13 protein-coding genes are annotated in these 14,395 nt (G+C 72.5%); 3 read left to right on the top strand and 10 right to left on the bottom strand.

From position 1 onward, the window contains the following. The coding region (locus N4P33_RS23365) for a sensor histidine kinase (protein ID WP_260828640.1) at positions 1-1,159 on the bottom strand (1,159 nt) is incomplete at its 3' end. 109 nt (positions 1,160-1,268) lie between these two features. Between N4P33_RS23365 and N4P33_RS23360 the strand changes: the two genes are divergently transcribed. From N4P33_RS23360 to N4P33_RS23350, 3 genes are all read left to right on the top strand, one after another. Then, positions 1,269-2,189 (top strand): ABC transporter ATP-binding protein, encoded by a 921-nt coding sequence (locus N4P33_RS23360; RefSeq protein ID WP_260828638.1) that lies wholly within the window; start codon positions 1,269-1,271, stop codon positions 2,187-2,189. A gap of 59 nt (positions 2,190-2,248) precedes the next feature. Continuing rightward, the gene (locus N4P33_RS23355) at positions 2,249-2,974 is read left to right on the top strand and encodes an ABC transporter permease (RefSeq protein ID WP_260828642.1); all 726 of its coding nucleotides are present in this window, start codon (positions 2,249-2,251) and stop codon (positions 2,972-2,974) included. A gap of 69 nt (positions 2,975-3,043) precedes the next feature. Continuing rightward, positions 3,044-3,484: a hypothetical protein gene (locus N4P33_RS23350; protein WP_260828637.1), complete on the top strand. Its 441-nt coding sequence runs from the start codon at positions 3,044-3,046 to the stop codon at positions 3,482-3,484. A gap of 32 nt (positions 3,485-3,516) precedes the next feature. Here N4P33_RS23350 and mug read toward each other — a convergent pair whose 3' ends face one another. From mug to N4P33_RS23305, 9 genes are all read right to left on the bottom strand, one after another. Next, entirely contained in the window at positions 3,517-4,014 is a 498-nt protein-coding gene (mug, locus tag N4P33_RS23345) for a G/U mismatch-specific DNA glycosylase (protein ID WP_260828636.1), read from the bottom strand. 44 nt (positions 4,015-4,058) lie between these two features. Continuing rightward, on the bottom strand, positions 4,059-5,501 hold the full coding sequence (gene purB / locus N4P33_RS23340) for an adenylosuccinate lyase (protein ID WP_260828634.1): 1,443 nt from the start codon (positions 5,499-5,501) through the stop codon (positions 4,059-4,061). A 285-nt stretch (positions 5,502-5,786) separates the two neighbouring features. Beyond that, on the bottom strand, positions 5,787-6,596 hold the full coding sequence (locus N4P33_RS23335) for an SGNH/GDSL hydrolase family protein (RefSeq protein WP_260828633.1): 810 nt from the start codon (positions 6,594-6,596) through the stop codon (positions 5,787-5,789). 84 nt (positions 6,597-6,680) lie between these two features. Beyond that, a complete protein-coding gene (locus tag N4P33_RS23330; RefSeq protein WP_260828632.1) occupies positions 6,681-7,703 on the bottom strand; it encodes a hemolysin family protein in 1,023 nt (340 codons plus the stop codon). After that, the gene (locus N4P33_RS23325) at positions 7,700-9,088 is read right to left on the bottom strand and encodes a hemolysin family protein (RefSeq protein ID WP_260828631.1); all 1,389 of its coding nucleotides are present in this window, start codon (positions 9,086-9,088) and stop codon (positions 7,700-7,702) included. Before N4P33_RS23325 ends, N4P33_RS23330 begins: the two co-directional genes overlap by 4 nt. Positions 9,089-9,258: 170 nt before the next feature. Continuing rightward, positions 9,259-9,684 carry a GNAT family N-acetyltransferase gene (locus N4P33_RS23320; RefSeq protein ID WP_260828630.1) on the bottom strand — a complete coding sequence of 142 codons (426 nt, stop codon included), beginning with the start codon at positions 9,682-9,684 and terminating at the stop codon, positions 9,259-9,261. 83 nt (positions 9,685-9,767) lie between these two features. Further along, the gene (locus N4P33_RS23315; protein ID WP_260828629.1) at positions 9,768-12,335 is read right to left on the bottom strand and encodes an ABC transporter permease; all 2,568 of its coding nucleotides are present in this window, start codon (positions 12,333-12,335) and stop codon (positions 9,768-9,770) included. A gap of 4 nt (positions 12,336-12,339) precedes the next feature. Next, positions 12,340-13,143: an ABC transporter ATP-binding protein gene (locus N4P33_RS23310; protein WP_260828628.1), complete on the bottom strand. Its 804-nt coding sequence runs from the start codon at positions 13,141-13,143 to the stop codon at positions 12,340-12,342. Between the two features lie 138 nt (positions 13,144-13,281). After that, entirely contained in the window at positions 13,282-13,965 is a 684-nt protein-coding gene (locus tag N4P33_RS23305) for a class I SAM-dependent methyltransferase (RefSeq protein WP_260828641.1), read from the bottom strand. Positions 13,966-14,395: the final 430 nt, after the last annotated feature.

Raw genomic sequence — 14,395 nt, 5'->3', positions numbered from 1 at the left:
CCGGCAGCTCGACCCGCACCTGCCAGTCACCGCCCTCCGGGCCGGTGCGGGCGTGGCCGCCGAGGAGCGCGGCGCGCTCGCGTATGCCGCGCAGGCCGCTGCCGCGGACGGGACCGTGGCCCGGACCGGGCGCCGCGGCGGGCAGCGGATTGCGTATCTCCAGCGTCAAGGTGCCGTCCGCCACGCCGACCCGGACCCGGGCCGGCACGGCTCCCGCGTGCCGCAGCACATTGGTCAACGACTCCTGCAGGATGCGGTACCCCTCCCGGGACACCGGACCGGGCACGGTGTCCAGACGACCGGCCAGCTCGGCGTCGAGCTTCGCACCGGAGGCCCGCGCGGACTCCAGCAGCCGCTCCGCGTCCCCGAGCGTCGGCCGGCCGCTCACGGGCTTCTCGGGCTCCCGCAGGATGCCGAGCACCCGCTCCAGGTCCTCCAGCGCGGCCCGGCCGGTCTCCTCGATCGCGTCCAGCGCCCGGTCGGTGAAGGCGGGATCGCCCGCCGCCCGCGCGGCACCCGCCTGCACCACGGCCACGGTCAGCGCATGGCCGATGGAGTCGTGCAGCTCGCGGGCGATCCGGGTGCGCTCCAGCAGCTGCTCGCTCCTGGCCTCCAGCGCCGCCAGGCGTTCGGCGGGGGAGGGGCCGAGCAGCCGCCGCGCGGCCGCGGTGACCAGCTCGCCCAGACCCACCACCGCCGCGCACAGCAGGATCAGGGGAATCGGCACCAGCAGCGCGTACGCCCAGTGCGGCCGCGCGTCCTCCAGCACGGGCACGCCCCCGGGCGAGCCGCCCGCCGCGACCTCGCCCGCGGAGTAGGCCAGCAGCGGCAGCCAGACCGTGAGGACCGTCGTCACCACCGCCAGGGCCACCCGAACCGCCAGCCACAGCGTGGTCCGCCACCGGTCCCGCCACGTCGCCGACGGTTCCTCGGAAAGCACCGGTTCCCGCTCGCGAGGCATCAGCAGCAGCCGGGCCTGCACACCCTCACGCCTGCGGACCGCGGGGATCAGTCCCAGCGGCACCAGCACCAGCGCCGGCACCCACGGGGTCCGCGAGTCGACGAACATCCACACGCTGAACGGCAGCGCGGGCGTCCACAGATGCAGCAGCCGGCTGTACGTCGTCCCGCGAAGCAGCGGGCGCAGGAGCGGTCCCATGCCGACATCGTGCCAGCGGCCACTGACAACCGGCCTCCCCCGCACGGGGGAGACGATCTCCACCGGCGGGGGAGGCCCCGCACCCCCTCCTGCGGCCACGCTGATCGGCATGACCAGCATCGACGTCCACGACCTCACCAAGGAGTACGGCACCCGACGCGCCGTCGACCACCTCACCTTCCGCGTCCTGCCCGGCCGCGTCACCGGCTTCCTCGGCCCCAACGGCGCGGGCAAGTCCACCACCATGCGCCTCGTCCTCGGCCTCGACCACCCCACCTCCGGAGCCGCCACCATCAGCGGGCGCCCCTACACCGCCCTGGACGAGCCGCTGCGCCACGTCGGCGCCCTGCTCGACGCACAGGCCGCGCACGGCTCCCGCACCGGCCGCGACCACCTAAGGGTCCTGGCGGCCACCAACCGCATCCCGGACCGCCGGGTCGACGAGCTGCTGGAGGAGGTCGGCCTGAAGTCCGTGGCACGCCGGCGCGTGCGAACGTACTCCCTCGGCATGCGCCAGCGCCTCGGCATCGCCGCCGCGCTGCTCGGCGACCCGGCCGTCGTCATGCTCGACGAGCCCTCCAACGGCCTCGATCCGGAAGGCATCGTGTGGATCCGCGGGCTGCTGCGGCGCCTCGCCGACGAAGGGCGCACCGTGCTGGTCTCCAGCCACCTGATGAACGAGACCGCCTCCTTCGCCGACCACCTCATCGTCCTCGGCCGGGGACGCCTGCTGGCCGACACCCCGATGCGGGAGTTCATCCACGCACGCGTGCGCCCCGGCGTCCGGGTCCGCACCAGCGATCCCGCCGCCCTGGAGAACACCCTCACCCGGCACGGACATCACCCCGAACGGCACCCGGAAGGTCACTGGACCGTGCACGACGCGCGCGTGGAGGACGTCGGGCGGCTGCTCTCCGCCGCGGGCGTGCCCGTCCTCGAACTCGCCGCTGACGAGGCCACCTTGGAACAGGCCTACCTCGACCTCACCGCCGCCGAGACCGAGTTCACCGCACAGCCCCAGGAGGCCTGACCATGTCCGCCGCACCCGCACCCGCACCCGCACCCGCGACCCCGCCCGCCGCCGCGACCATGCCGTTCGTACCCGTGCTCCACGCCGAGTGGCTGAAGATCCGCACGCTCCGCTCGCTCCTCGGCGCGCTCCTCGCCCTGTTCGCCGCGACCACGGCGTTCTCCGCCCTCGCCGGCGCCACGCATACCGCGGAGCCGGACTTCGACCCGCTGTTCACGGCCCTGTCCGGCGCCATGCCAGGACAGATCGCCGCGATCTCCTTCGGCGCCATGGCCGTCTCGGCGGAATACCACAATGGCGCCCTGCGCCTGTCCCTGGCGGCCGTTCCGCACCGCACCCGCTGGTTCGCGGCCAAGGTCACCGCCATCGCCGTGCCCGCACTGCTGGTGGGTCTGGCGACCTCGCTCGCCGCGCTCCTCGCGGCGCGCGCGGGACTGGGATCCGCCGCGGACGGGCTCACCCTGGGCGAGCAGGCGCGCGGAGTCGTCGGCTGCGGCGTCTATCTGACGCTGATGGCGCTGTTCGCCGCGGGCCTTGCGACCCTCCTGCGCAGCGGCGTGGCCACGCTGTCCCTGCTGATCCCGTTCATCCTCGTGGTGTCCTTCGTGATCGGCGACGCGGCCGGCGGCGTCACCGACTTCCTGCCCGACAAGGCCGGACAGATCGCCCTCCACCAGACGTACGACGGGACACTCGGCCCGTGGTCCGGGCTCGCGGTGACCGCGCTGTGGACGGCCGCCGCCCTGCTCGCCGGAGCGTGGAGCCTGCGCCGCCGGGACGCCTGACAGCGGAGGGTGACCGGGAGTCGGCTGACGCACCGCCAAGTGTCAGTGGCGGCGGGTTTACTGGACCCCATGGACATCGCACAGCACATCGCCCTCATCGACGAGCTGTGCTTCCGCCCCTTTCCGGCGGAGCACGGCCCGTCGGACGTCGGCTTCTCGGGGCCCGGCCACCATGTCGCGGTCCTGCGGGCCGACCACGGCCCGGACGACGGCGATCCGGCCGACTGGGCGGTGACGGTGGATCAGTATGAGAAGGAGCGCGACGCCCTCCACGAGCTGCTGGCCGCCCGCTGGGGCGAGACCGACCCGTGGAACCTGCGGACGGTCCTGCTGCGCACCGAGGCGGAGGAGATACCCGAGCCGTGGGCCCGGCTCGCGGCGAGCGCACAGTGGGCCTACCTGTGGGAGGTCCGGGGCACCGGCCGCTGGGTGGCCCTCGCGGTCGCCGACCGGGACCCGGCCGGCGCGGTCCGACTGCTGGCGGTGGTCACGGAAACGGCGCCGCCATGACCAGCGCCCGTCACCGCCGGGCGCGGCGCTCGTCACCGCTGCGCGGCCTCGCGCAGCCGCGCGAACTCCTCCGCCAGCGTCTCGGCCGTCCAGTGCGCGTTCAGCCCGGACGGATTGGGCAGCACCCACACGCGCGTGTCCCCGATGACCCGCTCCTGCGGCCCCACCCGCGCCTTGGGATCGTCGAACGCCGCGCGGTACGCGGTGACCCCCACCACGGCCAGCCACCGAGGACGCAGCCGGGCCACCTTCACGGCCAGCAGCCGACCGCCCTCCCGGTACTCCTCGGCCCTCAGCTCGTCGGCCCGTGCCGTCGCCCGCGCCACGACGTTGGTGATGCCGAGCCCGTACGACAGCAGCTCCCGCTGCTCCGACGGCTTGAGCAGCCGCGGGGTGAAGCCCGACCGGTGCAGCGCGGGCCAGAAGCGGTTGCCGGGCCTCGCGAAGTGGTGGCCCGTCGCGGCCGTCATCAGGCCGGGGTTGATACCGCAGAACAGCACCCGCAGGCCGTCCGCGACCACATCCGGCACCAGCCGGTCGCGGGCGGCCTCGAGCTCCTCCCGGGTGAAGCGCGTCAGAGGATCGCCCCAGGGGTGTAACCGGCGGCCTCCGGGTGCTGCTTGACGATCTCCTCGATCCGGGCGACGACCGTGGCGACCTGGTCGCTCGCGGCGCCCGTGAAGGACAGCTTGTCCGCCATCAGCGCTTCCAGCTCGGCCCGGCCGAGCGGCAGGCGCTCGTCGGCGGCGAGCTTGTCGAGCAGGTCGTTTCGCTCCGCGCCCTGCTCGCGCATCGCGAGGGCGGTGGCGACGGCGTTCTCCTTGATCGCCTCGTGCGCGACCTCCCGCCCGACACCCGAGCGCACCGCGCCCATCAGCACCTTGGTGGTGGCCAGGAACGGCAGGTAACGGTCCAGCTCCCGGGCGACGACCGCCGGGAACGCGCCGAACTCGTCGAGCACCGTCAGGAACGTCTCCAGCAGGCCGTCGAGCGCGAAGAACGCGTCCGGCAGCGCGACGCGGCGCACCACCGAGCAGGACACATCGCCCTCGTTCCACTGGTCGCCCGCCAGCTCGCCGGTCATCGACGCGTAGCCGCGCAGGATCACCATGAGGCCGTTGACGCGCTCGCAGGAGCGGGTGTTCATCTTGTGCGGCATCGCCGAGGAGCCGACCTGGCCCGGCTTGAAGCCCTCGGTGACCAGCTCGTGCCCGGCCATCAGCCGGATCGTCTTCGCCAGCGACGACGGCGCCGCCGCCAGCTGCACCAGCGCGGTGACGACCTCGTAGTCCAGCGACCGCGGGTAGACCTGCCCGACGGACGTGAACGCCTCGGAGAAGCCCAGGTGCCCGGCGATCCGCCGCTCCAGCTCCGCCAGCTTGGCGGCGTCCCCGCCCAGCAGGTCCAGCATGTCCTGCGCGGTGCCGACCGGGCCCTTGATGCCGCGCAGCGGGTAGCGGCCCAGCAGCTCCGCCACCCGGCCGTACGCCACCAGCAGCTCGTCGGCGGCGGTCGCGAACCGCTTGCCGAGGGTGGTCGCCTGCGCGGCCACGTTGTGGGACCGGCCGGCCATGACCAGCTCGCCGTACTCACCGGCCAGCTTGCCCAGCCGGGCCAGCACAGCCACCGTCCGGTCGCGCATCAGCTCCAGAGAGAGCCGGATCTGCAGCTGCTCGACGTTCTCCGTGAGGTCGCGGGAGGTCATGCCCTTGTGCACGTGCTCGTGCCCGGCGAGGTCGTTGAACTCCTCGATCCGCGCCTTCACATCGTGCCGGGTGACCTTCTCGCGCTCGGCGATCGAGGCCAGGTCGACCTGGTCCAGGACACGCTCGTAGTCGGCGATCGCCGCATCCGGCACCTCGATCCCGAGGTCCTTCTGGGCGCGCAGCACGGCGAGCCAGAGCTGCCGCTCCAGCCTCACCTTCTGCTCGGGCGACCAGAGCGTGGCGAGCTCGGCGGAGGCATACCGTCCGGCGAGGACGTTCGGGATACGGGGCTTTGCGGGCGCAGCAGTCACGTGGAGTGATTCTACTGGCGATTCCTGCAGGCCGGCGCCGCGGGGCGGCTTGGCGGAAGCTACTAGGGCCTGTCTGACAATTCCCGCCGTCGCCCGGAGGGCGGCCTCGCGGCGTCATGGGGGCACCTCCCGCCCGAGCCGTGCGAAGCGCGGTTCGAGGGTGGGGGAGCGTGCTCTCGGCGTGCCGGGCGTAGAGCCTCGTACTGGATGTACTCGGCTCTGCGCCCGGTGCGGCGAGAGTGCGTGCATGGCGTCGCGAGGCAGGCGGGAATTGTCAGACAGGCCCTAGGCGTCCTGGAGCGGGCCGCCGTCGTACGGCAGCAGCTCGGGGCGCTTCGGCGGCAGGCCGTCGCCGGAGGAGCGGCCGGTGAGACGGCGGCCTATCCACGGCAGCAGATGGCGGCGGGCGAAGCGCACGTCCTCTGCCCGGCGGGCCACCCAGCGCGGCGGCAGCGTCGCCTCCGGCGGCAGCTGCCAGTCGGGGTCCTCGGGCGGGTAGCCGAGGGCCTGCCACACCGCCTCTGCGACCCTCCGGTGCCCCTCGGCGGTCAGATGCAGCCGGTCCACGTCCCACAGCCGGGGGTCGGCCAGCGCCGGCGCCCCGTACAGGTCGACGACGAGGGCACCGTGCTTCTCGGCGAGCTCGTCGATGCAGTCGAACAGCGCCTCCATACGAGGCCGGAACCGCTCGAGGACCGGGCCCTGCCGGCCCGGGCTGCGCATCAGCACCAGCTGCCCGCAGTGCGGGGCGAGCCGCTCCACGGCCTCGGTCAGCAGGGCACGGACCCGCTCCATGTCGCACTTGGGTCGCAGCGTGTCGTTCAGACCGCCGACGAGGGTGACCACGTCGGCCCGCATGGCGGCCGCCGCGTCCACCTGCTCGTCGACGATCTGCCGGATCAGCTTGCCGCGCACCGCGAGGTTGGCGTAGCGGAAGCCAGGGGTGACGGCCGCCATCCGACCGGCCAGCAGATCGGCCCAGCCCCGGTAGGTGCCGTCGGGCAGCAGGTCCGACATGCCCTCCGTGAAGGAGTCGCCGACGGCGACCAGGCTGGTGTGGGCGGGATACGGCTGTGGCGTCCGGGAAGTGTCCATGGCGCCAGAGATGCTATCCCGTGCACATACCCGCCGGTCGGTCGGCTCCCTCGTCCCGGTCCGCTGTCCCTGGCTCCCCGCCGCTCAGCTCTGCTCGGCCCGCTGCCCGAACAGCTCCTGCAGCACGTCCTCCATGGTGACCAGCCCCGCCAGCCGCCCGTCGGCCCCGATGACGGCCGCCAGATGCGTACGGCTGCCGCGCATCGCGGTGAGCACGTCGTCCAGCGGGGTGCTCTCCCGCACCCGCGCGATGGACCGCATGTCCCGCAGCCGGAACGGCAGGTCCCGCGGCGAGGCGTCCAGGGCGTCCTTCACGTGCAGATACCCCACGATCCGGCGCCCCTCGTCCACCACCGGGAAGCGCGAGAACCCGGACTCCGCCGAAAGCCGCTCAAGACCCTCCGGGGTGACGCCCACGCGCGCGTAGACCACGCGCTCCAGCGGCAGCACCACATCCCGCACCGGCCGGCGGCCCAGCTCCAGCGCGTCGTGCAGCCGCTCCTGCGCACGGTCGTCGATCAGCCCGGCCTCACTGGAGTCCTTGACGATCTGCGCCAGCTCGGCGTCCGAGAAGGACGCCACCACCTCGTCGCGCACATCGACCCGCAGCAGCTTCAGCAGGCTGTTGGCGAACGCGTTGATGGTGAAGATCACCGGCCGCAGGGCCCGGGACAGCGCCACCAGGGGCGGGCCCAGCAGCAGCGCGCTGCGCACGGGCTCCGCGAGCGCGATGTTCTTCGGCACCATCTCACCGAGCAGCATGTGCAGATACGTCGCCAGCGACAGCGCGATCACGAACGACACCGCGTGCCCCGCGCCCTCCGGCACGCCCACCGCGTGGAACACCGGCTCGAGCAGATGCGCGATGGCCGGCTCGGCGACCACACCCAGCACCAGCGTGCACAGGGTGATGCCGAGCTGTGCCGCCGCCATCAGCGCGGAGACGTGTTCCAGGCCCCACAGCACGCTCTTGGCGCGCCGGTCGCCGTGGTCGGCGTACGGCTCGATCTGGCTGCGGCGCACCGAGATCAGCGCGAACTCGGCGCCCACGAAGAAGGCGTTGACGACGAGCGTCGCCAGACCGATCAACAGCTGTACGGCGGTCATCGCTGCGCCCCCTTCTCGTCCTGCGCGGCCTTCTCGTCGCGAGCGGCCTTCTCGTCCCGCGCGTCCACGGGACGCTGGTCGTCGAGCGGCGCGTGCAGCAGAACGCGTGCCGCGCGGCGGCCCGTGGCGTCCATGACCTCCATCCGCCATCCGGCGACCGACAGGGCGTCACCGACGGCGGGAATCCGGCCCAGCGTCGTGGCCACGAGCCCGGCGAGCGTTTCGTAGGGGCCCTCCGGCACCCGTAGGCCGACCCGGGCGAGCTGGTCCATGCGGGCGGAGCCGTCGGCCGAGAAGAGGGCGTGCCCCTCCTCGTCCGTCCCGGCCCGCGCCAGGTCGGGGGTCTCGTGCGGGTCGTGCTCGTCACGGACCTCGCCGACGACCTCCTCGACGATGTCCTCCAGCGTGGCCACGCCCGCCGTGCCGCCGTACTCGTCGATCACCACGGCCATGGTGCGGCGGCCGGACAGCCGGTCCAGCAGCCGGTCCACGGTCAGCGACTCCGGCACCAGCAGCGGCTCACGCATCAGCTCGGAGACGGGCACCCGCGCCCTGCGCTCCGCCGGCACCGCCAGCACGTCCTTGACGTGCGCGGTCCCGACCACGGAATCGAGCGTGCCGCGGTAGACGGGGAACCGGGACAGCCCGGTGGCCCGGGTGGCGTTGGCGACGTCCTCGCAGGTCGCCTGCACATCCAGCGCGATGACCTGCACGCGGGGAGTCATCACGTTCTCCGCGGTCAGATCGGCGAGGTTCAGCGTGCGGACGAACAGCTCCGCCGTGTCGGCCTCCAGCGCGCCCTCCTTGGCCGAGTGCCGGGCCAGCGCCGCGAGTTCCTGGGGACTGCGGCCGGACGCCAGCTCCTCGGCGGGCTCGAGGCCCATCCGGCGCACCATGCGATTGGCGGTGTTGTTGAGGTGGGTGATGAACGGCCGGAAGGCGGCGCTGAACCAGCGCTGTGCGTTTCCCACGCGCTTGGCGATCACCAGCGGTGAGGAGATCGCCCAGTTCTTGGGGACCAGCTCGCCGACCACCATCAGGAACACGGTGGACAGCGCCGTACCGATCACCAGCGCCAGCGAGTGCGCCGTCGCCTCGGACGCGCCGATGTCCTTCAGCGGTCCCGCGATCATCGCGGCGATGGACGGCTCGGCGAGCATGCCCACGATCAGATTGGTGACCGTGATGCCGAGCTGGGCGCCGGACAGCTGGAAGGTGAGATTCCGTACGGCTTTGAGCGCGCCCGCGGCGCCCCGTTCACCACGCTCCACGGCGCGTTCGAGTTCGGCGCGCTCGACCGTGGTCAGCGAGAACTCCGCCGCGACGAACGCACCGCAGGCGAGGGAGAGCAGGATCGCCACCAGAAGGAGGAGCACTTCGGTCATCGGGTCACCTCCGTCCCATGGTCGAACAGGACGGGGACGAATGCGCGATGTCTGCTACTGGGAGGCTCGCCCATGGGCGGACGCACACCAACCTTTCTCGAGTGACCGGATGAACCGAGTGACCCTCCAAGAGTAAAGGATCGGCAAAAGAGCATCGGCCCGGGCCGGGATCACCCCGTCAGCGGCTTCACCCAGCGCCGCCACTGCTCCTCCGCCACGTACCCCGCCGCGCCCCAGGCATGATGCGCCGTCGCATTGCGCCGCAGCACCATCGCGTCCGCGCGCCGCCCCCCGAGCCGTACGAACCGCTCCTCGGCGGCGGCCAGCAGAGCGGAGGCGACGCCCTGACGGCGATGCTCCGGGTGCACCGCGAGCCGGTACAGATGGCACCGCCAGCCGTCGAACCCCGCGATCACCGTGCCCACCAGCTCACCGCCCCGCTCGGCGAGCATCAGCGCCCGGGGGTCTCGCCCGACCAGGCGCTCGACCCCCTCCCGGTCGTCACTGATGCTGGTGCCCTCGGCAGCCACCTTCCAGAAGGCCAGCACGGCATCGAGATCCTCGGGCATCGCGGCCCGTATGCGCAGCTCAGTCATACGATGATCACAACACGCCGTACGACGGTCACCTGCGCCCTTTTCACGATGCGGACACCCCTTCGAGGAGCCCTCATGCCGGCTCACTCGTGCGCGATCGCCTCCAGCACGTTCATCCGCGACGCCCGCAGGGCCGGCAGCAGCGCCGCCGCGATGCCCACCAAAGCCGAGCCGACGACGACCGCCACGACGGTGCCCCAGGGGATCGCCAGCGCGGTCATGCCCTCCAGCGCCAGCACCTGCTGCACGCACAGCCCCCACACCAGGCCCAGCGCCAGCCCCAGCACCGCGCCGAACACCGCGATCACCACCGACTCCAGCCGGATCATCCGCCGCAGCTGCCGCCGCGCCAGCCCGATCGCCCGCAGCAGCCCGATCTCCCGGGTGCGCTCCACCACCGACAGCGCGAGCGTGTTGACGACACCGAGCACCGCGATGATGATCGCCAGCCCGAGCAGGGCGTAGACGAGGTACAGCAGCACGGCGATCTGGTCGTGCACCAGCTCCTTGTAGTCGGCCTGGTCACGGGCCTGGACCTGCGGATACGGGTCGAGCGTCGTCTCCAGCCGGTCACGCAGCTGCTCCGTGCTCATGCCGTCCGCCGCGTTGACGTACAGCGCGGAGTCCTGCCCGCCCGGCACGAACTCCTCCACCGTCGCGATACCCAGGAACAATCCGCCCTGCATCCCGAAGCCCTCACCGCCCTCCATGTCGGTGAGCGCGGCCACGGTCAGCTCGGTGCGTCGCCCACCGGGGAACTCCACCGGGAGCGTGCTGCCGACCCGCACGCCGTGATCCTTCGCGAAATCGGCGTCCATGCCGACGCTGCCGTCCGCCAGGGCAGCCGCCGTGTCCCCGCTCGCGTAGGTCACCCGTGCGACGTCGTCGACCCGGTCGTCGTATCCGGCGGCGGTGGTCTCGATCCGCTCCCCGTCCGGCAGCCGCACCGCCAGCGGCGCGAACCGCTGCCGTACGACCAGGCCCACGCCCTCCGTGTCCCGCACCCGCTCGGTGACCTCCGCGGAGAACGGCATGAAGTTGGCGTTCTGGATCACGAAGTCGGCGCCCAGCGTCTTGTCGATCTGCTCATCGAACGAGCGGGACATCGAGGCGCTGGCGACCGACATCCCGCCCACCAGGGCGAGTCCCACCATCAGCGCGGCGGCGGTGGCACCGGTACGGCGCGGATTGCGCAGGGCGTTGCGCTGGCTCATCCGGCCCACCGAGCCGAACAGCGCCGGGAAGGCCGCGCCCAGCACCCGGATCACCGGCCGCACCAGCAGCGGCCCCGCGATCACCGTGGCGACCAGGGTGAGAACGACCCCGAGCCCCAGCAACGACGCCGCCGACGACGTCTCGGACGCGAGCACACAGCCCACCAGCGCGGCCACGCCGAGCGCGCCCACCACGGACCCCACCACCGCACGGGTCCTGAGCGGCCGCCCCACCCCGGCGATCTCCGCGTCGGCCAGCGCGGCCATCGGCGACACGGCCGCCGCGCGCCGCGCCGGAAGATACGCCGCGACGAAGGTGACGCCGACGCCCACCACATAGGCGGTGACGGGCGTGGCCCACCCGATGACCATCTCCGTGGTCCGCAGATTCATGCCGAAGGCGCTCATCAGCCTGATCAGCCCGAAGGCCAGCCCGATACCGGCCGCCAGACCCAGCGTCGAGCCGACCAGACCGAGCAGCACCGCCTCGGTGAGCACCGACCGGCGCACCTGCCGCCGGTCGGCCCCGATCGCCCGCAGCAGGCCCAGTTCCCGGGTGCGCTGGGCGATCAGCATGGAGAACGTGTTGACGATCAGGAAGACGCCCACGAGGACGGCGATCCCCGCGAACCCGAGCATCACGTACTTGATCACGTCGAGGAACCCGCCGAGCTCCTCGGCGGCCGTCTCGGCCGTCTCGTCAGCCGTCTTGACGTCGTAGGCCCCAGCACCGAGCCCCGCGACGACCCGCCGCTTCAGCTCGGCGTCGCTCACGCCCTGCGCCGCGTCGACCGAGATGCTCGTGGCCCGGTCGGCGGAGCCCAGCAGCTTCCTCGCGGCGACCTCGGGATCCAGGAACACCAGCGCCGCGCCGGGATTGGTGGTGGTGAAGGTGGCGATGCCCACGACCTCCACCCGGAACGTGCCGGGCTGCGCCTGCACCGACAGCGTGTCACCGATCTCCACGCCCTTGGCGTCGGCGGTGTCCGCGTCCAGCACGGCCTCGCCGTCCCCGCGCGGGGTGCGCCCGGAGGTCAGCTCCACGACGCTGCGCTCGTCCTCGTACCAGTCGACGGCGAGGGTCGGAGCACCCGTCGTCGGCCCCACCGACTCGTTGTCGCTGTCGAGGACCGTGATGTTCTCGACCTCGACGTCCGGATGCGCCGACGCGACCCCCTCGACGCCGGTCAGCCGCTCGCTGAGCGAGGCCGGCAGGGTGCGCACCGCACCCGTGGGCACCGACGACTCCAGATCCTCCCGGGGCGTGACCGTCACATCGGCGGAGGTGGAGGCGAACAGCCGGTCGAAGGTCCGGGAGACGGTGTCCGAGAAGATCAGGCTCCCCGCGACGAACGCCACCGACAGCAGCACGGCCAGTGCCGACAGCACCAGCCGCCCCTTGTGCGCGAGAAAGCTCCTGAGCGTCGCCTTGAGCACCGCGTCAGCCCTTCTCGGCCGCGTCCGACTGCGCGCGGATCACATCGAACCGCTTCATCCGTTCCAGCACGGCCTCCGCCGTGGGCCGCCGCATCTCGTCGACGATCCGCCCGTCCGCCAGAAACAGCACGAGATCCGAGTGGGCGGCGGCCCCGGGATCATGGGTGACCATCACCACCGTCTGATGCAGCTGGTCCACGGCCTCCCGCAGAAAGCCGAGCACCTCGAGGCCGGCCCGCGAGTCGAGGTTCCCGGTCGGCTCGTCCGCGAAGATCAGCTCCGGCCGCGAGGCCAGCGCCCGCGCACACGCGACCCGCTGCTGCTGCCCACCGGACAACTGCGCGGGCCGGTGCTTGAGCCGGTCCCTCAGACCGAGCGTGTCGATGACCTGGTCCAGCCATGCCGCATCGGCCTTCTTGCCGGCGATGTCCATGGGCAGGGTGATGTTCTCCAGCGCATTGAGCGTCGGAATCAGATTGAACGACTGGAACATGAACCCGATCCGGTCCCGGCGCAGCCGGGTCAGCTCACGGTCCTTCAGCCCGGTGATCTCGGTGTCTCCGAGCCACACCTGTCCCGCCGAAACGGTGTCCAGCCCCGCCAGACAGTGCATCAGCGTCGACTTCCCCGACCCCGACGGTCCCATCACCGCCGTGAACCGCCCGCGCACGATGTCCACGTCCACCGAGTCCAGGGCCAGCACGGTCGTCTCGCCCGAGCCGTACGCCTTGGTCAGACCGCGGGCGCGGGCCGCGATCCCGTCGGCCGACGCGAGGCCGGGCGCTTGCTCCGCAGCAGGTGTGGACACGACCGCCTCCTGGGTGAGGACGTCAGCTGTCGCGCCCGAGGGTATGTGACCCACTCCACAGTCAACATCCCCCTTGAGTGCGGCTCCGTCTCCACCTCAGGTCGGGTCCCGCAAGCCGATGTAAGGGCCACGCACCCCTCAGTCCCCGGGCGGCCGCCACGCCGTACCGATGACACAGAACGACTGGGGCATCGCCGGCCCTTTCTCGGGCATCATCATCCGCCGGTAGGGCCCGAGTTCGAACCCGGCGGCCCGCAAGGAGCCGACCGGGTCCCGCGCCAGATGACAGCCACCGGCCAACGGCGGCCACACCGTCGCGTCCATCGCACGCTGGGTGAACCGCATGACGCGACCGCCACCCAGCCCATGCTCGAAGAACCGCACCTCACCGCCCGGCCGCAGCACCCGCCGCACCTCCGCCAGCGCCCTCGGCACGTCCCGCACACTGCACAGCACGAGCGAGACCACCGCCGCGTCGAACGCCTCGCTCTTCACCGGCAGCGCCTCCGCAGCGCCGGGCGCGACGTCCACCGGCACCTGGGCGCGCAGCGCGGCGTCCACGGCCAGCTTGCGCAGCTGCCGCTCCGGTTCGATGGCGACGACCTCGGAGACCGTGCCGGGGTAGTGGGCGAAGTTCAGCCCGTTGCCGGCGCCGATCTCGATCACCCGCCCGGACAGCCCGCCGAGCAGCCGCCGACGGACTTTGGCCATGCCCATCCGGGTCTCGGCGGAGACGCTGACCTTGGCGTAGTAACGGGCGAACAGGGGATGGTGCACGGCATCCCGCGCGACCTTGCCGGATCCGCCGGACCGCAACGACATGAGGACCTCCCCGGGACGGGCCATACGCCGATTCTCCCCCGCGGTGGCGCCCCGAAGCGTGTCCCGCGGGTACGCGATCCGAGCAATCCGGGTGCGGGCGGCACAGGGCGCCCCGGAGCCGCTGGTGCACCCGGCGTTGGCGTGGGCCGGGGGTGGGTGTCGCTCGCCCGCGCTGGCGGGGTGCCTCCCCCACTCTCGGCTTCTCCCCCACGCTCGGCGTCGCTCGCGCGGGGGGACCCCCATGAGCGGGGGGACCCCCATCGCCCACCCGTGCCGCCCTGGGGGTACCTCCCAGGCCCTTAAGGCACTGGGGGAGGCACGACTGCCCGCAGCTAGGGCGGGGTCGCCGACCGGCCGCGGCTAGGGCGGGGGTCGCGGACCGTCCGCAGCTGGGGCGGGGTCGCCGACCGGCCGCGGCTACGCGGGTATG

Origin of the sequence: Streptomyces sp. 15-116A, assembly GCF_025290915.1 — a bacterium.
GTDB lineage: Bacteria > Actinomycetota > Actinomycetes > Streptomycetales > Streptomycetaceae > Streptomyces.
Note: the sequence above shows the minus strand (reverse complement) of the source record. Positions and strands in the feature narration are given on the sequence as shown.

Excerpts from the sequence above, each read along its gene's own strand:
- N4P33_RS23360 (WP_260828638.1), top strand. The coding sequence starts at position 1,269 with ATGACCAGCATCGACGTCCACGACCTCACCAAGGAGTACGGCACCCGA.
- N4P33_RS23355 (WP_260828642.1), top strand. The coding sequence starts at position 2,249 with ATGCCGTTCGTACCCGTGCTCCACGCCGAGTGGCTGAAGATCCGCACG.
- N4P33_RS23350 (WP_260828637.1), top strand. The coding sequence starts at position 3,044 with ATGGACATCGCACAGCACATCGCCCTCATCGACGAGCTGTGCTTCCGC.
- N4P33_RS23335 (WP_260828633.1), bottom strand. The coding sequence starts at position 6,596 with ATGGACACTTCCCGGACGCCACAGCCGTATCCCGCCCACACCAGCCTG.
- N4P33_RS23330 (WP_260828632.1), bottom strand. The coding sequence starts at position 7,703 with ATGACCGCCGTACAGCTGTTGATCGGTCTGGCGACGCTCGTCGTCAAC.
- N4P33_RS23325 (WP_260828631.1), bottom strand. The coding sequence starts at position 9,088 with ATGACCGAAGTGCTCCTCCTTCTGGTGGCGATCCTGCTCTCCCTCGCC.
- N4P33_RS23320 (WP_260828630.1), bottom strand. The coding sequence starts at position 9,684 with ATGACTGAGCTGCGCATACGGGCCGCGATGCCCGAGGATCTCGATGCC.
- N4P33_RS23305 (WP_260828641.1), bottom strand. The coding sequence starts at position 13,965 with ATGTCGTTGCGGTCCGGCGGATCCGGCAAGGTCGCGCGGGATGCCGTG.